The sequence below is a fragment of the Colwellia psychrerythraea 34H genome, from assembly GCF_000012325.1.
In the GTDB taxonomy this organism is placed as follows: domain Bacteria; phylum Pseudomonadota; class Gammaproteobacteria; order Enterobacterales; family Alteromonadaceae; genus Colwellia; species Colwellia psychrerythraea_A.
In genome coordinates, this window is record NC_003910.7 from 5,261,283 (window position 1) to 5,282,807 (window position 21,525).

Genomic DNA, 21,525 nt, shown 5'->3' on the forward strand with positions numbered 1-21,525 from the left:
TAAATTATTTAATCTCAATTTTCACGCTTCTCATCGAATTTAAGTCACTTTTCATTGGTTTACCCTGCAAAAAAACATAAACTCGTCAGTGAAATTTTTTCGAATAGACCTTTAGGACTAGAAATGAAACTAAAAATAAACTCATTAAAGCGAGCCTTAGCAATCAGCTTAGGTTTGCTTACTTGTTCCGTCGCAATGGCTGAGCATGTAAGTAAAGTCATTACCGCTGAAAACCTTGCGACTCTACAATCAGTCAGCCAAGCACAAGTAAGCCCAAGTGGTGAATACGTTGCTTATACTCGCTCCGTTCCGCGTGAAATCTATGTTGAAAAAGATGGTAAAAACTGGGGTGAACTTTACCTAGTAGATGATAAAGGCGTAGAGCGTCCTTATATTACTGGTGAAGTAAATGTTAAAAACATTCAGTGGTCTGCTGACGGCTCATTAATATATTTCTTAGCAAAAATGAACCATGATGAATTCACCACGCTTTATCAAATACCAGCAAACGGTGGTCAAGCGCAAAAAACGGTGGCGTTAAAAGAAACTAACATTAGTAGCTACGCACTGAGCAGTGATAACAAAAAAATCGCTATTTTAGCTAAAAAAGCGAAAGATGAATCAGTTAAAAAGCTGACCGATTTAGGCTTTAAAGCCGAAGTTTTCGAAGAAGAGCTAACTAATCAATTTTTATACGTAACAGATCTTACTCAGTCTGATCAAGCGATCACGCCTGAAGCATGGGACATCAAAGGTTATGTTTCTGATGTACATTTTTCACCAACCGGTAAAGATTTATTAATTAAAACTCAACCGACTGCGTTAATTGATGACAAATACATGAAGTCACAATGGCACATTGTTGACATCGCTAAAAAAGCCGTTAAAACGTCTTTTGCTACTGAAGGAAAATTAGGCGCTGCTGAATTTTCCTACGATGGTAAATATGTTGCCCTGCACGGCGCACAAGACAAACATGATCCAGCAAATGGTCGTTTATTTATTGCCAATGTTGCTTCTGGAAAAATAAGTAACTGGCTCCCAAACTTTAAAGGTCACGTCAGTGATTTTGAATGGTCTAATAAGCGTAATGAATTATTCTTTATTGCTAATATTGGTACGCAATCAGTGGTTGCCAAAATTAAACCTGGTTCTAACAAATACAAAACAGTTGTCGATGCGGGTAAATTTATTGCCGGTAATTTAAGTATTTCCAACTCAGACAAAACTGTTGTGGTAAAAGGCCATACATCCCAACATCCTAACGAAGTGTTTATATTACGCGGTAAAAAACAAACACGTTTAACGGACTCAAATGTTTGGTTAAATGATATTGCTTTAGCTAAACAAGAAAACCTTACCATTAAAGCCCGTGATGGTGTTGAGATTGGTGGCGTTTTAGTTTACCCACTTGATTACAAAAACGGTCAACGTTACCCATTAATCATGTCAGTACATGGTGGCCCTGAAAGCCATGATAAAGATGGTTGGATGACAGCATATTCTCGTCCTGGCCAATTGGCGGCTGCACAAGGTTACGCCGTGTTTTATCCAAACTACCGCGGTAGCACAGGTAAAGGCGTAGACTACTCTAAGCTAGGTCAAAATGATTACGCTGGTAAAGAGTTCGATGACTTGGTCGACCTTAAAAATCATTTAGTTAACATCGGCTTAGTCAACGAGAAAAAAGTCGGTATTACCGGTGGTTCCTACGGTGGTTATGCTTCAGCTTGGGGCGCAACTAAATTAACTAAACATTTTGCCGCCAGTGTTATGTTTGTTGGTATTTCTAATCAGTTATCAAAGTTTGGTACGACCGATATTTCTAATGAAATGCATTTAGTTCATGCACGCTCTTACCCTTGGGACAAATGGCAGTGGTACTTAGAACGCAGCCCGATTTATTGGGTAGAACAGTCAGAAACGCCATTACTCATTATGCACGGTAAAGCTGACCCTCGTGTACATCCAGCACAATCTATGGAAATGTACCGTTATATGAAAGTCCATGGCAAAACAGTGCGTTTAGTTTATTACCCAGGCGAAGGACACGGCAATAAACGTGCTGCAGCCAAGTACGATTACAGCTTGCGTTTAATGCGTTGGATGGATAACTATTTAAAACATGATAACAAACCGATGCCAGCTCATGACTTACCTCATGCAGCTAACTTAACAGCACAAAAAGAAGCTGATAAGAAATAATCTACAGTCGCTTTAGTTACAAACCATTATATAAAAGGTCAGCTTAGCTGGCCTTTTATATAATGCTCGATTAATGATAAATAGTGTTATACCAATCGGACTAATTTATTGATCACTTAGCGAGAATTAAAAGGCTTAGAGGCAAGGCATTGATTGAAGAGAATAGTTATTCTATTGTCAAAATCAATAACGCCGCATGTAAACCTTTTAAACTCGTCCTTCGGAAGCTCATTAGCAAACTGATAACATCACAAAATGAATGAAATATAGAATAACTATGGTTAACTCGTTTTGCTTGTTTTAAGCTCGCTAATGTAACTCTAAGCTAGCCAATAAATTAATCCGTTTGGTATTATGCCTTGGTAAAAAATATGCGCTAAATCAAGCCTAGAATAAATACTCCAAATAAAAGCAAAACAACCATTGCAAATAGCAATCGTTATCATTAGACTTCGCACCATCATTATTACCTAGGAGTTTCATCCTAGTAATCATTAAGGTTTGAGTTATTTATGAAGTTTTCTCCACTCTTTTTAGCCGTCAGTGCGGTTCTCTCTTCAACAGCAGTTTTTGCTGACACAGCTGACAGTGCAACTGACAGCTCATCAAATAAACAGGCTATGGAAGTCATTGAAGTAAAAGGTAGTTATTTCCATGGTTATAAAGTTGATGAAGCTAATGGAGCTATGCGCGGTAACTTTTCCTTATTAGAAACAGCACAATCGGTCACCGTTATTCCTGATACCATAATAAACGAGCAATTAGCCACTACGTTAGGCGAAGTACTCGTTAATGACGCTAGTTTAACCGCTGGTTCAAAACAACGTAACCGTGAAGTCTTTAGTCTACGTGGCTTTGAATTAAGCTCATCAAATGGTTATTTACGCGATGGTCATCAGCATTGGTCTCATTATCAACAACCTATTGAAACACTGGAAAGTATTGAAGTAATAAAAGGACCTTCAAGCATATTATACGGTCAATCAGGCCCCGGTGGTTTAGTTAACATGGTGACAAAAAAGCCTACCGCTAATAGTATTTTTAACCTAGGTGTCGATTTTGATCAAGAAGGTTCATCCCGTATAACGTTAGATGCCGGTGGTGCCATAACAGAAGATGAATCACTGCGTTATCGCGCTAATTTAGTTAAACAAGATGTGACTTACCAACGTGAATATCAAAATGGCGAACAAAGAGAACGTGAACGTTTCCTTGGCGCACTGGTAGTTGATTATGATGTGAATGAGGATTTACTCGTTAGCTTTCATTACGATAGAACCAATGACAAAGCGGGTTTAGATACTGGTGCTTGGCTTGATGATAACGGCGATGTTATTGGTGATGATAAAACTATTCGTGATATGTCATGGGCTTTTACCGACATCACAGTAGAAAATTACGGTGTTGATGTTAGTTATATTTTAAGTGATGCCTGGCAAGTAAAAGTTGGTTATAACGAACAAACATTCGAGCGTCAGCGTTTTGAATCTGCTCCGAACAAACCGAGTGATTTTGTAGAGGGCGATAGCTATACCTCAAATCCATATGACCGTTATGATGATTGGCAATTTACTACTACGTTTATAGATTTTACCGGTGAATTTGAACTGGCAGGTGTAGAACATAATTTACTTATTGGTGCTAACTATCTTGACTATTATTATGGCCAACTAAGAACAAAGAATAAGTCAGACTCGTTTGAATATTCTGCAGGGCAAGTTGAACCATCCCGCCCTGATATCAGCTATGCAACTGATGACAGCTTATATACCAGCGAATACAATTATTATGGTATTTATATCCAAGACTTAATCACTATTAACCAAGAATGGCAGGTGATGATTGGTGGCCGTTACGATAAACAAAGCAAAACAGGTGCTGATAATGAGTCGGTATTACCTAAAGCGGGTCTACTATATCACCCGAATGATAGTGCTACCTTCTATGGCAGTTATAGTGAAGGTTTTGAGCCGCAAAGTAGTGAAACCATTAATGATAAAGATGATTTTAACCACGGTATGGAGATCGATGCCGAGACTTCGAAGCAATACGAAGTTGGTGTAAAATGGCAATTATTCGATGACCGCTTACTGTTAACGTCTGCACTATTCGACATCACTAAATCGGGCGTACTAGTAACCGAAGACTATGAAAGCGTGGATGAAAATATCACTAAAATTACTACGCAAGCAGGTGAACAACGCCACAAAGGTTTTGAAGTAGCGGCACAAGGCGCGGTAACCGATAAATTATTTATCATGGCATCTATGATGAACTTGGATGCCGCCTATGGTACAGATAGTCAGTTTAATGGCTCAACGCCTGTAGATGCGCCAGAGTGGTCAGCCTCCGTTTGGTCACGTTATGAATTGACTGAAAACTTTTCTATTAATGCCGGTGCTTTTTATGAAGGCGAACGTTTTGCTAATACCGATAACACCATAGTAAAAGATGCTTATACCCGTGTTGATGTGGGTGCTACTTATAAAATAGTCTTACAAAATACCGATATTAACTTACGTTTTAACGTGCAAAACTTATTTGATACTGATTACCTCGCTGGTGGCGGAGTGTCTAACGTGACAGTGGGAGATGGCAGAAACTTCCGTCTTGCCATGCAGATTGCTTTTTAATGAGATAAAAAATAGTCGTACAAAAGTTACAACAAAAAGCCTAGAATTTAAGCAGATGTAAACAGCTTATACCTAGGCTTTTTTGCATTTTTTATTAATTCAACACAGTGTTAACATCACCTGTGCCTACTTAGTTGCCACTAATTTAGCGTTAATAATATTAAACTGCCACTGATTAGCTTTTTGTTTTTCAGCTAGCACAAGCGCCTTCTGATAGTATTCATGCGCCATCCCCTTATATTCTAATTGCTCATAAGTACTCGCTATCGCTTTTAAGTGGTCAATGGATTGTGAGAACTCTTTTTCTACCGCTATTAATAGAGGTAATGAGGCCTTGGGCGAATCAAAATGCGCGACATACTTGGCTTGCATAGTAATCAATGCTTGTTTAGATGCGGGTAATTTCTTAACTGTCTCGTCAATAAAAGTAGGTAATAAGGCTGCATTTTTATTACGATAATGGCGTCTAAATATCTCTTGAACACTCGTTGAGGGCATCGGTTGGCTAAAACCGAATTCTGTCATTATTGTTTGATAATGCTGTACTATCGACTCTGGCGTTTTAAATGTAGCCAGCTTATTCTCAACAATATACCAAGGTTTATAGATAATTTTTAAGCTATCCCGTAAAGCAATAATACCTACCGAGTTATGATTTTCATCTGGATAGTGTTTAAATTGCCAATCAATATTATTGGGTTGTGCTAGATCTAAGGCATTAATAAAATCATATTGCCCCATCCGAGTTTCATCCGCGAGTGACAAAAATAATGACACGGGTTTGTGTTGCGCTTTGCTCAGTTTTTCTTTCGCTTTAGCAACAATGCCTTGATCAGCAACCCATACTGACGGGCTAATTGCCACGTAGTTATTAAAAGCAGACGGCTTTTCAAGTAACATATTTAACACAAATAACCCCCCCATTGAATGTCCAACCAAGGTAGAACTCTCTGCACTACGGTAATTATTATCAATATATTGTTTTACTTCTTCAGTAATAAAACGAATGAACTTGGCAGCTTTTCCTTTACTTGGTTTCGCTTTTGAATCAAATACACTGGGTGTCATGTATTCATGGTATTGACTTGTGCCTTTATCAGCAATGCCCACTAAAATCACATCAGGAATTAATTGTCCTTTATTCGCCAATAAATCCAGCATGCCCGACACGCCGTGGAAGTTATAATCTCCATCAATCAAATAGATAACGGGGTAAGTGGCTTGTGTATTTGCAAAATAATTTTCAGGCAGCAGAACTTGCAGTTCACGATCGGTAGATAGTACTTTCGAGTCAATAGAAACCCTATCACCCATACTAAATGATGCCGTTTCCCCTACCGCGGAATAAGCTAACAAACACAACATAAATACTATAATGTATTTTTTCATAACACGTCCTTTGTATATCTTAATAATTATCGTAATAAATACTTAAATGAATTTGACTTTTCAGCTAGGTTAACACGCATATTACTAATAAAAATACTTTGCTGATTCCTTTATTGCTCAGTCGCTTAAAACTGTAAACGACTACTTACAGTTACGGGAAAACCATTATAAAGTTGAGGGCTTGCAACACTAAAGTCTAATAGCTGAACCCTTGTTTTTAGTGCTGTAATGTTAAACTAGTCGGCGAGTTGCTACCAAAATTACAAGGGATTATTATTAGATATAGATAAACCGCCTCTGGAAATTATTTAACCCTACTTTACAGTGCCTTATGCACTAAACTGTTAATGAGAATTCCATGAATAAGAAGTTACTCTCTACCGTCCTTTTACTATCAACGCTACTCACTCTATTGGCTTACTTAAGCCAAACCTATTTAGTTTCAGCGCAACTTTATAGTCTTTTTTTGTTCACTCTTAGCGCTTTTACTCTCTTGTTTTTATCCAACATAATACACAAACAAACCCTGAAAACTGCGGCTCTAATAGCTGAGCAAGAGCAAACTCACAGCAATGCTGAACTTGGCGTCATTGGAGGCGAAATTAGTAATAAAGCAAGCGAACTTGCGATTAACTCAGCCGAAATAAGCTATTTCTTAGCACAACTTAGTGGCGCAATTGAACAATCGAGTGAAGATGTTGACCGATTAGCGACTGCAGCCGAAGAAATGTCTGCCAACTCCAAACAAATTAACGACAATGCCGTACTTGCTTCTCAGCAAGCGAGTCATGCTATGTCATCTAGTAATGCCAGTTCAGCTCAGTTAAGTAACAATATTAATATCGTTAATCAGCTCAATGTGTCGGTAAATAGCGCGGCAGAAAAGATACGTTCTCTTGAAAAGAAAGCCCTGGCCATTCAAAGTATTACTGATGTTATCGATGGGATTTCTGCACAAACTAATCTATTAGCATTAAATGCCGCCATAGAAGCGGCACGTGCTGGAGAGCAAGGTCGTGGTTTTGCCGTCGTGGCTGATGAAGTTAGGGCTTTAGCTGGTAAAACAGCTGATGCAACGGCGCAAATTGGTGAGATGCTCAAGCAAACAAGTGATGAAACCAGTGCAACAACTCTGGCTATGTCACAGATTGTTGAACAAACAAACAGTGTAGTTTCTACCATGACGGAATTGTCACACGGCTTTGCTGAAATAGATCAATTACTGACTGACTCTTCTGCGGCAAGCGATCAAATAAGTCATGCGTTAACAGAGCAAGATTTCGCAGCAGAAGAAATCTCATCTTCAGTTGTACGTTTACATGATTTTTTATTAAATAAAAGTAGTGAAACGCAAGACGCGTCAATTCAAGCGCAAACCCTATCCAATAGTTCGGAATCAATTTTCGTCCATATATCATCTTTTGAAAGTAACTCTCTCATTGCTAACATGTGTCAACAAGCACAGCTTTCCGCGAATCAAGTAGGGCTGTTATTTGAGCAAAGTATCGAAAAAAACCTTATTACTCAACAACAGTTATTTAACTTTAGCTATCAACAACTAGGCAGCTGTGAGCCGAAGAAATACAGTACCTCTTTTGATAAATTTACCGACCAGCATTTACCTAAAATCCAAGAACCATTGCTAGTTCAGTTTCCTGAGATGATTTACGCTGGCGCTGTAGATATTAACAGTTACTTCCCTACCCATAATAAATGCTTCTCTAAGCCGCTAACCGGCAATGCAGCAACAGATATTATCAATAACCGTACTAAACGACTATTTGATGACCCCACGGGCATTCGTTGTGGCAAGCACACCGATAAGTTTTTACTGCAAACATACAAGCGTGATACTGGTGAAATTATGCATGATGTTTCTGCACCAATATTTGTTCAAGGTAAGCATTGGGGTGGTTTTAGAATTGGTTTTAAAGCCAAGTAAGTATTGAAATACCTTAAAATGTAGTTGAAATCGACTAAAGTCTACCCCCTTTTTTTAGCAATGTAGACTTAGGTCTAATTCCTTTTGTTCACTTTACACACTAACTTATTATTCGATAACAAAAAATAACAACCAAGCAAACTAAAAAGAAAATAATAAGAGGCACTTAAGACCTCATAATAATAAGTCACATTAAAATAAATAAAACAAAAATGGGAAATACAATGTTTAATAATTCATTATTTAAATTAAAAAAAGTAGTACTCGCAACCAGTTTATTAGCGGTTACTGGTGCTGCTAATGCCGGTTACACTGTTAAATTAGATGACGGTGACACCATTACTTTTGGTGGTTACATCAAAGCAGACGTTCGTTCAATCAGTGGTGATGTTAGTTCACCCGTAACCAATGATGATTACTGGATTGGTAACGCCGCAGTAGTTGATGATATATCCACAACCAAATTCTCAGCCAATGAAACTCGCTTCAATACTAAGTATGTTCATGGCGACGTGACTGGCTTTATTGAATTAGATTTTTACGGCGGCGGCGGCAACCAAATTGTTTCAAACTCATCACATCCAAGACTACGTCACGCTTTTATCAAATATAAAAATATTTTAGTTGGGCAAACTTGGACAACCTTTATGAATACTAGCGCGCTTGCAGAAGCGGCTAACTTTGGTGGTGCTTTAAATGCCTCTGCGTTTATTAGACAAGGACAAGTTCGTTACACCATGGGTGGTTTACAACTTTCTTTAGAAAATCCACATTCAGATAAAGGTGACAGCAGTCAAGATTCCATTCCTGATTTTATTGCCAAATATACCTTCAAAGGCGACTGGGGTAATGTTTCAGTATCCGGTTTAGCCCGTCAGTTAAATACTGTTGGTGGAAATTCGGAAACAGCGGTTGGTGGTGGTATTGCTGGTCGTATTAAAACTTTCGGTAAAGATGATTTCCGCTTTCAAGTGCACGGTGGCGAAACTGGTCGCTACGTGGGTGTAGTTGCAGCGAGAGATTTAGTGGGTGAAGAAGTTGAAGAAACTACCTCGTACATGGTGGCTTACCGTCACTTTTGGACCGAAGAAATGCGCTCAACCGTATTTTACGGCAGCACAGATGCTGACGTAGCCAATACAAAGCGTAATCATGTCGCTGTTAACTTATTTAAAAACTTTACCAAGCAACTTTCTTTTGGTGTTGAAGTAGGTAATTTTGAAATGAATGAAGTAAGTAAAGATTCGAACTACTTACAATTCTCAGCTAAATACGTTTTATAGTTTTACACGCGACTAAAGCGTAAATTTAGTCTCACAACTTGCGTTAGTTAACCTCTGTTGGGGTTATTTTATAGGGAAGCATATGCTTCCCTTTTTTTATGCTTTTATTAACAATCTAAATGCATACTTCAGGCGCTTAAGGTGCCTTATAAAAAAGTTAAATTCGGTTTTCTCACCATACTGATTTTACTGCTGCTAACCTGCAGAGAATAAAGTAAAACAATCTCTCTTCTTTTTTTAAATGAAAAAGAGCATTTGATGTCATTTAGTACATTAATTACCTTATTGTCTTTTACATTATTTACTCTTTCTATCCTATTAAACCTGGCTCAAGGCAAGGGCGGCATTGTATGAAATATTTCATCAACAGTGATTAATTTATTTTTAACTTTCAACTACGTACTTTTATTTAGCTTATTCGTAATTATCGTAAAAATTGAGCTACACTAAAATTGAACTATATTAATTAGCATAGTTTACTAATTTAAAAGGGAATTTTATGAATTTTTTACGGAGATTCACCATACAGAAAAGATTATTCATTCTGGTGGTATTAATTATTATTGGTCTTTCAGTACTCGATGTTATGAGTTTGTCAGGAGAATACAAATCGTTAATGGAGCAAAAAAAACATACAACCGAAGAGCTAGTTGATAGTGCTTACAGCATTATTGAACACCACTATGCATTGCAACAAAAAGGTGAGCTCAATGAAAGTAAAGCAAAAGAGCAAGCGTTAAGTATCCTTGCCAGTATGCGCTATGACAAAAATAACTATTTTTGGGTAAATGACTTTACGCCCAACATGATAATGCATCCGGTCAAACCAGCGCTTAACGGTAAAAATGTATCGGGCATTAAAGACGCCGATGGTAAGCCTTTATTTATCGATATGGTTAAGGTTGCCGAGGCTAAAGGTCATGGCTTCGTTTATTACAAGTGGGCTAAACCTGGTTTTGATGAACCTGTTGATAAAATTGGCTTTGTTAAAGGTTTCACCCCATGGCAGTGGATTATTGGCTCAGGTACTTACCTTGATGATATTGAGGCTACCTTTGCCAAACAACGTAATATGCTCATTATTGATAGCCTCATTATCGCTATTATTATTATTGTTTTAAGCTATGTTATCGGAAAAAGTATTCTACTGCCCACTAAGTCAGCTGCTGAGTTAATGAAAGATATTGCCCAAGGTGATGGTGATCTTACTAATTATTTAGATGACACAGGTCACGATGAGATTTCTCGCTTATCTAATTATTTTAATAACTTTACTGGCAAAATGCGCCAATCTTTACAAGATGTATCTAACAATACCGCACAGGTTTTAGATCATGCACAAGCTGTTTCTGGCGCCAGTGATACTGCCCAAGCTCTTATCCACAACCAAAATGACATTACCACTCAAGTAGCAACTGCCATGGAAGAAATGACTTCTCAAATAAAGGAAGTGAGTGACAATGCCAGCTCAGCGGAGCAAGCAGCAAACGATGCGAGAAATAACACCACGGATGGTAAAAAAATTATTTCGAGCACCATTACACAAATGCAGTCGCTGTCGGCTAATATTGATGAAGTAAGCCAAGTGGTCGCCAGTCTTGCATCTGAGAGTAACAATATTGGCTCAGTTCTGGATGTAATTCGAGGCATAGCCGAACAGACCAATTTGCTGGCCCTTAATGCCGCCATAGAAGCTGCACGCGCTGGTGAGCAAGGTCGTGGTTTTGCAGTAGTCGCTGATGAAGTGCGAACCTTAGCTAATCGTACAGAGCAAAGTACTAATGAAATTCAGCAAATGATACAAAGACTACAAACGGGCGCACAAGCAGCTGTCTCTGCGGTCAAAGTCAGTCAAGATATTTCATTACAAACGGTTGCTCAAACAGGTAAGGCTGATGATTCTCTTTCTGAAATCGATCGCTTAATGCAAGTCATTTCCGATATGAATACTCAAATTGCTCGAGCTACCGAGCAACAGAGCCTAGCAGCTGATGAGGTTAATTTACGCATTAATGATTTAGCGAGTATGACTGATGAATCTCTGGCTACAACACAACAACTCAGCGAAACTAGTCAACAATTGAAAGTCAGCAGTAATAATATGTCTGAGGTAGTCGGTCGCTTTAAAATAGCGTAACAAAGAACAATCAATAGGTATATTAGCAGGCATAAAAAAACCAGTACCCCTTGCCTTAAAGAAAGGGTTACTGGTTAAACCATCAAAAATTTTTAAAATCGAATTAAAACTGTAAAACCTCAAAGTGGTACTTAGTGGTTATGCGTCCTGGAACATAACCACTAAGTTCCCTGCTTTGCTATTACCTATTTAGTGAGAGAGCATTCACTGCCTAAGCAACGAAACAAATGATAATCATTCTCATTTGAATAGTCAACACTATTTTTCAGTTTTTATTAATTAATAAAAAGTTTAAATATAACAAGCATAAAAAAGCCAGTGACACTTACCATCAAGAAAGTGTTACTGGCTAAACCATCAAAAATTTTAATGTCGAATAAACTCCGTAGAATCCCAAAGTGGTCACTTAGTGGTTATGTGTCCTGGAGCATAACCACTAAGTTCCCTGCTTTGCTATTACCTATTTAGTGAGAGAGCATTCACTGCCTAAGCAACTAAATAAATGATAATCATTCTCATTAAGATAGTCAACACTATTTTAACAAATAATTTAAAATAACTGTTTTTATTTCTTCAGCTTAGCAAAAGCATCGGCGAAAGCGTTACCCATAGCGGCATTGTCTACTTTCTTACTTTTTGATTTGTTGTGCTTTACGGCTGGTTTACCTTTATTATTACTACTGTTTTCGTGATTCTTTGCTTTATTGCTATCGTGTTTCCCGTCACTTTTAGCTGAAGCAGGTTTGCTAGTTTGTGCGCTAACCTGCTCTTCCAAACGCATAGTTAAGCTAATTCGTTTTCGAGCTATATCTACTTCAACCACTTTCACTTTAACAACCTCACCAGCTTTCACAATTTCACGCGGATCACTGATGAACTTTTCTGTAATTGATGAAATGTGTACTAATCCATCTTGATGTACCCCAATATCAACAAAGGCGCCAAAATTAGCTACGTTAGAGACCACCCCTTCAAGTATCATACCTGGGGTTAAATCTGCCATGGTATTTACCCCTTCTGCAAAACTAGCGGTTTTAAATGCCGGTCTAGGGTCTCTACTTGGTTTAGCTAACTCTTTAATGATGTCTTTAATGGTTATTTCACCTATATCATTATCGGTAAACTGAGTGATATCGAGAGATTGTAATTGCTCGTTATTATTAAGTACTTTACTTACATCAAGTTGTAATTGACTGAGGATTTTCTCAACCACTGGATAACTTTCAGGATGAAGTGCTGACTGATCTAACGGATTATCACCGTTAGTAATACGTAAGAAACCAGCGGCTTGCTCAAAAGCTTTTGGTCCTAAACGTGCTACCTTTTTCAACTGTTTTCTATTGGTAAAACGACCTTGGCTATCGCGAAAAGCAACAATATTACCAGCCATTGTTTTGTTTAATCCCGAAACGCGCGTTAATAACGCCGCTGAAGCACTGTTTAAGTCAACACCAACCGCATTTACACAATCTTCAACGACATCATCAAGGGTTTTACTGAGCTGACTTTGGCTGACATCATGTTGATACTGGCCAACACCTATCGCTTTAGGATCAATTTTTACTAACTCAGCCAAGGGGTCTTGTAAACGACGAGCAATAGAGACAGCACCACGTAATGACACATCTAAATCAGGAAACTCGTTCGCGGCAAATTCAGAAGCGGAATAAACAGAAGCACCAGCCTCACTAACGACCATCTTAGTGAGTTGCACTTTGCTTTCATCCGCTTTAAAGAGTTGGATCACCTCAGCAACTAATTTGTCACTTTCTCGCGAGCCGGTACCATTGCCAATGGCCACTAACTCAACTTTATGTTGTCGGCAAATATTCACCAATGTACGAAGTGACTTATCCCAATGATTTTGTGGGACATGTGGGAATATAGTAGCAGTATGTAATAGTTTTCCTGTGCCATCGACAATGGCAATTTTACAACCTGTTCTTAAGCCAGGATCTAAGCCTAATGTTACTTGAGGCCCTGCTGGTGCTGCCATTAATACATCGGATAGGTTATTTGAAAATACGTCTATCGCTTGTGTTTCTGCCTGCTCGCGTAAACTCGTGATCAATTCATTTGTTAAGCTGATGTTTAATTTAGCTTTCCATGTTAATTGCACTACTTTCGTTAAAAATTCCGCAGCGGGTTGTTTATTACCTGATGATAAACATTTAAGTGTTAAGTGCTCAATAATAAGTTGTTCTGCACTATTAAACGTTGTGATAGTTTGTCCTGGATCGACATCAATATTGAGTTGTAAAAAACCTTCATTCCTTCCGCGTAACATCGCTAACATGCGATGAGAAGGAACCGTTCTCAGCTTTTCACTATGCTCAAAGTAATCACGAAATTTAGCGCCTGCTCTTTCTTGGCCTTTAACAAGTTTACTGGCTAAATGCGCCTGTTTTAACAAATGACTACGCAGCTTTGCTAGTAGGTTAGCATCCTCACTAAAACGCTCCGCTAAAATATAGCTCGCACCTTCTAGCACAGCTTTCACATCAGAAAAACCTGCCGTTTCATTAATAAAAGCGACCGCCTCAGTTGTTGGAGATAGTTGCCAGTTATTAAAAAGCTTATTCGCTAAGGGAGTTATGCCTGCTTCGTTGGCTATTTTACCTTTAGTACGACGCTTTGGTTTATAGGGTAAATATAAATCTTCTAGTCGAGTTTTGTTATCTGCTTGTTTAATTAATTTTTCTAATTCAGCACTGAGCTTATCTTGTTGCTTTATGCTAACTAAAATAACTTGTCGACGGTCTTCTAGCTCGCGTAAATAGCTTAAGCGCTGTGCTAAATGACGAAGATGGTTATCGTCTAAGCCTTGAGTAGCTTCTTTACGGTAACGGGCAATAAATGGCACAGTAGCACCATCATCAAGTAAGGTAATAGCGGCATTAATTTGTACCGCGTTAACATTGAGTTCTTGAGCTATTTGCTCGGCAATAGTTAACATTGAAAGGCGATTCCAGCAGGATAATATGTTGGACAGCATAATAACAGAAAACTGTTGCGACGAAAATTTTACTGCAGCCCCCAAGCTGATTACTCTATGCAATACCTTGCATAAGTTATTTTCGATATTTTAACAAAACACTACTTTATTATGTAAAATGGCACGATGAAAAGATCAAGTTATATAACTCGCGCAGGCTGGGACCGTTTAGATAAAGAGCTTAAGTTTCTTTGGAAAGATGAACGTCCCAAAATTACTCGCTCAGTCAGTGAAGCAGCGGCACAAGGTGATCGCAGTGAAAATGCTGAATATATTTATGGTAAGCGCCGTTTGCGTGAAATAGATCGCCGAGTACGTTTTTTAATGAAGCGTACAGAAGATTTAACCATAGTGTATCCCGATCCTCAGCAAGAGGGCCGAGTATTTTTTGGTGCTTGGGTCACTTTAATCAACGAAGATGATATTGAAGTTGTTTATCGTTTAGTCGGTCCTGATGAATGGGACGTAAAACGAGGAGAAATTAGTATCGACTCCCCTATGGCTCGTGCGTTGTTAGGTAAAGCCGTTGACGATGAGATAGTTGTAAATGCACCTGAAGGTGAGCGTGTTTTTGATATTGTCAATATTAGCTACAAGCTAACGAAATAACGCTAATCGTAATATTGTCTTTATAAAGCGAATTAACTACAGAGTTAATTCGCTAATTTCTTTTCAAATCTAGAGATAGAATTTAGTAATCAAATTGTACGCCTAAACGAATATTTGCACCACGCAACATCTCACTGCCATCTAACGTAACCGTATCTAAAGTGGTTGCCACATCAATGTTAATAAATTTCATGACGGTCACTCCTGCGTTTACATAGGCAAGCTTTGAACCCGCTAAGTTACGGCTAAAACCTAAACGTGCACTAGGCAACCACCAACTATCTGCGGCATACCCGCCTGTTAATGTGAACCATTGGTAATCATCATGCATAGGATCTTCAACCGCATTGGCATCTAACTCAAGGTTTAAACTCCAGTGACGTTGGTCAGTAAAAATACCTGCCTCTAACTTCAATTGACGCTCCATAGTATAAGAGCTTTGGTCATTAAGCTGACTTAATATTTTTAATGACGTAAATGATCTTCTATCGAAGTCAGGAAATTCATAGGTATGCTCAAAGAGGCTGTTTACAGAGGCGCCTACCTGATAATGGTCTGCCGCCCAAACAATTCCTAAATCGACATCAAAACCATTTTGGTAAATAAAATCAGCATCTTTAATATCCTCAAACAAATCTTCAGTATCGGTAATTTCACCAATACGAGTACTGGTATGGGTTAAACCAACCCGATAAAAGATAGGTTTTACGCCCAAATATAAATCGCCGGCATCACTTTGTATAACATTGCGACTGTAAGATAAGGAAAACTGCGCTATTTTTGTTGCTTTAACCAGCAACAAACTGTCATTGTCGACAGACATTTTAACTCTTTTATTCGCGGGGTTATAAAATAAGCTAATGCCATCAGATAGGTCGATTTCTTGTATCGGATCATTTTCATCAAAATCAGGGATTGTTTTCAATTGCGCCTTTGCATAGTCTGAATCAAAGGTAATTTCCTCAAAAATACCCACTGCTTCTGAATTGCCTTTATATGCCATACCGAATAATAAAGTGCCGCCAAAGAAGTCTTCATGCAAAACAAAACTCGCCTCGCTTGTTAATTCCGCTTTACCGTAGCCTTCAGCGGTAATTAAGGCTAGCAAACTTGCGGTGGTCACTACCTTTGTTTTAATAATCTCAAGGCGATCTTCTAGCTCCGGGTATTCGACAAAAAGATCTTCCCATAGGTAATCCTTATCAGGATTTTCTAGGCTAGGGGGAGCTTCGCTACCAGCGCCGTCATCACCTTCGCTCGGCGGATTAAACAATAATGATAATTCATCTATTTTGCCAAATAATTCATCTAAATTACCATATTCAACACCGCCGCCTATTTCAAAAGAACCACCGGTCATCACATGGGGGTCTTTACGCGCAACAATAAGTGCTGCCGCTGCAGGATTTCCGGCATTTGACAGTGATTTTTGCGAATAATTTTGGCTAGCACTTCGTGGCTGAATATCTGCCCAAGCAGAGTTACTTAACGCGGACAGACTAAGAAAAGTAATTACTGTAGCTAAGCCATTGTGCTTAGCTACAGCTTTGAGGAAGTCGCTTTTTAATAATTTTAATGAGAATAATGGCAAAATATCGTCCCTGTTCAGCTATTAACTATAGATAATTGTATTATTAATGAGCTACTTTAACATATTGAGAACAACAGAACACGGGTAAAGGGATTAAATTACAAAGTCATAACAACTTTACACAGCACTTTCCACATTGCTAAAAAATATTTATCGGCTGTTTTATTTCACTCGTCGACTTCTAATAGGGATCTGACAAACATCAAGCACAGGTGGGGGCTTTTTATAGAAAAAAGCACTATCACGAGCACGACGTTTCACTAGGCGATCAGCAAAATTTGTTGATTCGGTATTTTCAACTTCGATATGAATTTGATCTGCTTTTGTCACATCACTCATCAATTGCATACTGACTATTTTAGTAAAATCTCGATGATCTACAGCATAATCGCCTTTGACAACCTCCGTTCGCTGTATTGCTTGGATATGTTGCATACCGTAAACCACACGGCCAAAGATAGTCATAATACGGTCTAAATAGCGTGGTGCTTGACCAATAACAAAATAGAAGTGACTCGATGCTGAATCGGCTTCATTATTTCTAGCCATTGCGACAGTACCTGGACAGTGTGTTAGCCAAGCTTTACCAGTATTTCCGTCATTACTTGCTTGGTAGCCAAGAGCAAAACTGTCTTTAAAACCTGTCTGTTCGGCAAATAAATCATTTTCCTGTACCGATGTGTATGTCCACTTTTTATCTGTCTGCCACTCTGCTTCCATCGCCAGAAGTGGTACCGAGCGGTCTTTTTTACTGCCATCTTTCGGGCCAGCTTGAGCGACAAAACCATCTATCACGCGATAGAAACTTGTCTGGTCATAAAAGCCTTGTTGAGTTAGCTGACTGAATTGAGCTACGTGTATAGGGGAAAACTGAGGAGCTAATTCAATAACCACTTTGCCATGGGGCAAGGTTAATAACACCGTATTGTTTAGTGATAATTCACGCCAAACAGAATCTGCTGAGTTATCCGCGCCGCAGGCGTTAATAAAAAATAACGTTGTTAACGTCAAGATACTTTTCAAAGAAGCTGTCATTGCTGGGTTATCTATTTTAAGTAAATTAAATGCTATCATAGCCGCTTTTAAAATTTAACCAAATCATCTTGGAGTATTTCGTGAACAAAAGCCTTATCACTAACCTTATTGCATTAGCTTTTACAGTAGGGGGCTATGTTAGCGAGCATCATATTCTTTTCACATTAGGCCTTTTTGCCTTATCTGGCGCCATCACTAACTGGCTTGCTGTGTATATGCTATTTGAAAAGGTGCCATTATTGTATGGCTCAGGTGTCATTCCTGCGCGTTTTGAAGAGTTCAAAATTGCTATTCGTCAATTGATGATGGAACAATTTTTCACTGAGCAAAACATTGACCGATTTCTTTCTGATAGTTCAGGCAAAGCCAGTACCCTTAATTTGGCCCCTGTCATCGAGAAGATTGACCTATCCCCCGCCTTTGACAGCTTAGTTGCTGTTATTGAAAGTTCTTCTTTTGGTAGCATGCTTGCCATGGTCGGAGGTAGTGAAGCTTTGCAACCTATGAGAGAACCATTTATTGAGAAGATGAAAATCTCTATACAAGATATCGCGCAAAGTGAGCAATTTAATACCTTGTTACGAGAAGAATTAGAACAACCAGATATAATTTCCGGCATGCGGGACAAAGTCAGCGATATTATTGAAAAACGTCTTAATGAATTGACCCCTCAATTAGTTAAAGAAATAGTTCAAAAAATGATAAAAAAACATCTTGGTTGGCTAGTCGTTTGGGGGGGCATATTTGGCGGTGTTATTGGCGTAATTGCTGCGATTACGAATAATTTTTAGTTCGTTTTATCAATAGTAAAATTTCTTATTTGATAAATAATTTTGCACTTATAAAATAAAGACTGACATCCGTACAAATTAATCTTACTTTTGTCACGATATGGCATAAAAATCACTTTAATTACGCCCTAACTTTACGTTATGCTTGAGTGATTAAAAATTAGAGAGTTTGAACTCATAAGCGCGATGATGCCTTATGGACGTAACTCTCTTCAAACCATAAGGTAAACTTCTGTCATGTTTGGTAGTTTAAAGGCTTTGCCTGCCGATCCAATTCTTGGATTATTAGCTAAATATAAAAAAGATAACAACCCAAATAAAATTGATTTGGGTGTTGGCGTATTCAAAAACGAAGCAGGTCATACTGCCGTTTTAGATTGTGTAAAAAAAGCTGAACAACATCGTACCAATACTGAAGACAGTAAAGTTTACATTGGCCCTACAGGCTCTCCTGTCTTTAATGACGAAATGGCCAAACTTATTTTTGGTAGTGAGCATAAAGTATTAAATGAAAACCGTGCCCGCACTATATCAACACCTGGCGGTACTGGCGCATTACGCGTTGCGGCGGAATTTATTAAGTCTTGTAAAGCAGGTGCAACTATTTGGGTAAGCAACCCAACATGGGCAAATCATACTGGCTTATTTGCGGCTGCTGGTTTAAACGTTAAAACATATCCTTATTACGATTATGAAAACAAAAGCTTAGACTTTGACGGTATGTTAAATGCCCTTAAAGAAGTGAGCAGCGATGACGTGGTGTTATTACACGCTTGTTGTCATAACCCAAGTGGTATGGATTTAAATAATGAGCAATGGCAACAAGTTGCTGATGTAGCGAAAGATGTTGGTTTCACACCATTAATCGATATGGCTTATCAAGGTTTTGGCTCAGGTTTAGACGAAGATGCTTACGGTCTGCGTCTTATGGCTGAAACAGTTAAAGAAATGATTGTTTGTAGTTCATGTTCTAAAAACTTTGGCTTATACCGAGAACGTATTGGCGCTTGTACCATTATTGGTGAATCAAGTATTTCTGTTGATATTGCTAACTCTGTTTTACTTTACGTTGTGCGCGTTATCTACTCAATGCCGCCAGCACATGGTGCCGCTATTGTCGAAACCATCTTAAGTTCAGATGAACTTCGCAACGAATGGTATGTTGAATTAAAAGCAATGCGTGACCGCATTAACGGTAATCGTCAATTAATCGTTGATAAGTTAATAGAAAATGGTGTTACACGTGACTTTAGCTTTATTAGTCGTCAAAGTGGTATGTTCTCTTTCTTAGGTCTTACGCCTGAGCAAGTTCAACAGCTACAAGATGAATACAGCATTTATTTAGTAGGCTCTAGCCGAATGAGTATTGCTGGTATTGCCAATAGCAATGTTGATTACTTAGCAAAATCTATTGCTAAGGTGCTTTAGCACTCTCGCAAGTCATCTGCTAAAATAGCAAAAAAATCTGGCTGAGCTTTTTTTATTCTAATAGAGTAAAATATGGCTTAGCCTTTTTTATTGGCTGCAATTTATTCCCAAGCTGGCTAATTAATGACTCCTCTTGGTACAACTTAATATGTGATTCAAGGAAAACCCTGTGATTGTTCCCGGTAATTTATTTATTCTTTCTGCGCCAAGTGGCGCAGGAAAATCAAGCCTTATCAATGCCTTGCTAAAACCTGATAATCAAGCCTCCGCAAGAGCCATGCAGGTATCTATTTCTCATACCACGCGAGATGCCCGCCCTGGTGAGAATAATGGCGAACATTATCACTTTGTTAGCGTTGAAGAATTTAAAAAGCAAATCAGCCTCAACGCCTTTTATGAGTATGCTGAAGTATTTGGCAACTATTACGGCACTTCTGAAGCAGCTATTGATGCGCAACTTTCTCAAGGTATTGATGTTTTTCTCGATATTGATTGGCAAGGTGCTCAGCAAGTTCGTATGAAAAAACCTGGCGTAACAACTATTTTTATTAGCCCGCCGTCTAAAGAAGAGTTAGAAAGTCGCTTAAGAGGTCGTGGCCAAGACAGTGATGAAGTCATTGCTAGTCGTATGGCACAAGCGCAAGCTGAATGTTCTCATTATAATGAATTTGATTACGTCATTGTTAATGACGATTTCGAGCAAGCCTTGCTTGATCTCACTACTATTGTAAATAATCAGCGTCTTAAATGTCGTCAGCAAAGCATCGCGCAGCAAAGTTTATTTAGTAAGTTGCTAAACATTGAAGCCGTGGAGCCAACTGAATAGGCAAAAATCTCTCCAGTTGTATAGGGTATCGCTTGCTTAATTAGTGAGTGGGCAGTAAACTACGCAGCTATTTTGTAAGTTGTTTTATTAGTTGGAGTGCCCAGATGGCTCGCGTAACTGTTGAAGATGCCGTAGATAAAGTCGGCAATCGTTTTGATTTGGTGCTAGTTGCATCACGTCGTGCTCGTCAAATTGCAACGGGTGGAAAAGATCCATTGGTTGATGTCGAGAATGACAAACCAACTGTAATTGCTTTGCGTGAAATCGAAGCAGGCTTAATTACTACAGACATTATGAACACTTCTGATCGTGCACAACAAATCCAGCAAGATACTGCTGAATTAGATGCTGTTGCAGCGATTGTTGGTGGTCAACAAGAAGAATTAAGCTAAAGTTACTATTTCTCTTTTGAGAATGAATTAATTTAAGCTCTTAAAAACGCGTAATCTATATTCTGATATAAAGCAGAATATAGATTACGCGTTTTTTTATTGCTTAAGTTTTATTTTTTCCTTGTACATAGACCGTATTGCTGCGTATTGTAGTTATACTAATGAAACTTCAATCAATGCCTCCCCTCTAGCCCTTTTAATGCTCGCTGAACCGTGCGTTTCGAGGTAACATTAGTACATACTAGGGTATATACTCGAATTACCCCCAT

At 38.6% G+C, this 21,525-nt stretch carries 14 protein-coding genes; 10 read left to right on the plus strand and 4 right to left on the minus strand.

Annotated elements, in window-relative coordinates:
• Window positions 1-123: 123 nt before the first annotated feature.
• Complete coding sequence (locus CPS_RS22315) at window positions 124-2,205, plus strand: S9 family peptidase (RefSeq protein ID WP_011045676.1); 2,082 nt, start codon at window positions 124-126, stop codon at window positions 2,203-2,205.
• A gap of 512 nt (window positions 2,206-2,717) precedes the next feature.
• Entirely contained in the window at window positions 2,718-4,838 is a 2,121-nt protein-coding gene (locus CPS_RS22320; protein ID WP_011045678.1) for a TonB-dependent siderophore receptor, read from the plus strand.
• Window positions 4,839-4,964: 126 nt separating this feature from the next.
• Here CPS_RS22320 and CPS_RS22325 read toward each other — a convergent pair whose 3' ends face one another.
• Window positions 4,965-6,227, minus strand: a complete 1,263-nt coding sequence (locus CPS_RS22325; protein WP_011045679.1) for an alpha/beta hydrolase — start codon at window positions 6,225-6,227, stop codon at window positions 4,965-4,967.
• Between the two features lie 358 nt (window positions 6,228-6,585).
• On the opposite strand from CPS_RS22325, the gene CPS_RS22330 reads away from it, so the two are divergent.
• From CPS_RS22330 to CPS_RS22340, 3 genes are all read left to right on the plus strand, one after another.
• Window positions 6,586-8,169, plus strand: a complete 1,584-nt coding sequence (locus CPS_RS22330) for a methyl-accepting chemotaxis protein (RefSeq protein WP_011045680.1) — start codon at window positions 6,586-6,588, stop codon at window positions 8,167-8,169.
• Between the two features lie 224 nt (window positions 8,170-8,393).
• A complete protein-coding gene (locus CPS_RS22335; RefSeq protein WP_011045681.1) occupies window positions 8,394-9,452 on the plus strand; it encodes a DcaP family trimeric outer membrane transporter in 1,059 nt (352 codons plus the stop codon).
• Between the two features lie 499 nt (window positions 9,453-9,951).
• Window positions 9,952-11,589: a methyl-accepting chemotaxis protein gene (locus tag CPS_RS22340; protein ID WP_011045683.1), complete on the plus strand. Its 1,638-nt coding sequence runs from the start codon at window positions 9,952-9,954 to the stop codon at window positions 11,587-11,589.
• 565 nt (window positions 11,590-12,154) lie between these two features.
• Here CPS_RS22340 and CPS_RS22345 read toward each other — a convergent pair.
• A complete protein-coding gene (locus tag CPS_RS22345) occupies window positions 12,155-14,545 on the minus strand; it encodes a Tex family protein (RefSeq protein ID WP_011045684.1) in 2,391 nt (796 codons plus the stop codon).
• A gap of 165 nt (window positions 14,546-14,710) precedes the next feature.
• Between CPS_RS22345 and greB the strand changes: the two genes are divergently transcribed.
• Window positions 14,711-15,193: a transcription elongation factor GreB gene (gene greB / locus CPS_RS22350; protein ID WP_011045685.1), complete on the plus strand. Its 483-nt coding sequence runs from the start codon at window positions 14,711-14,713 to the stop codon at window positions 15,191-15,193.
• A gap of 82 nt (window positions 15,194-15,275) precedes the next feature.
• Here the strand turns inward: greB and traF are convergent, their stop codons facing one another.
• Window positions 15,276-16,784, minus strand: a complete 1,509-nt coding sequence (traF, locus tag CPS_RS22355; protein WP_011045686.1) for a conjugal transfer protein TraF — start codon at window positions 16,782-16,784, stop codon at window positions 15,276-15,278.
• Window positions 16,785-16,946: 162 nt separating this feature from the next.
• The gene (locus CPS_RS22360) at window positions 16,947-17,858 is read right to left on the minus strand and encodes a peptidylprolyl isomerase (RefSeq protein ID WP_011045687.1); all 912 of its coding nucleotides are present in this window, start codon (window positions 17,856-17,858) and stop codon (window positions 16,947-16,949) included.
• Window positions 17,859-17,899: 41 nt separating this feature from the next.
• Here CPS_RS22360 and CPS_RS22365 point away from each other — a divergent pair, with 41 nt between their 5' ends.
• From CPS_RS22365 to rpoZ, 4 genes are all read left to right on the plus strand, one after another.
• Window positions 17,900-18,610, plus strand: a complete 711-nt coding sequence (locus tag CPS_RS22365) for a hypothetical protein (protein WP_011045688.1) — start codon at window positions 17,900-17,902, stop codon at window positions 18,608-18,610.
• Window positions 18,611-18,847: 237 nt separating this feature from the next.
• Window positions 18,848-20,038, plus strand: coding sequence for an amino acid aminotransferase (locus tag CPS_RS22370; protein WP_011045689.1), 1,191 nt, complete (start codon window positions 18,848-18,850; stop codon window positions 20,036-20,038).
• Between the two features lie 169 nt (window positions 20,039-20,207).
• On the plus strand, window positions 20,208-20,864 hold the full coding sequence (gmk, locus tag CPS_RS22375; RefSeq protein ID WP_011045690.1) for a guanylate kinase: 657 nt from the start codon (window positions 20,208-20,210) through the stop codon (window positions 20,862-20,864).
• 104 nt (window positions 20,865-20,968) lie between these two features.
• A complete protein-coding gene (rpoZ, locus tag CPS_RS22380) occupies window positions 20,969-21,256 on the plus strand; it encodes a DNA-directed RNA polymerase subunit omega (protein ID WP_011045691.1) in 288 nt (95 codons plus the stop codon).
• The last annotated feature ends 269 nt before the right edge of the window (window positions 21,257-21,525 follow it).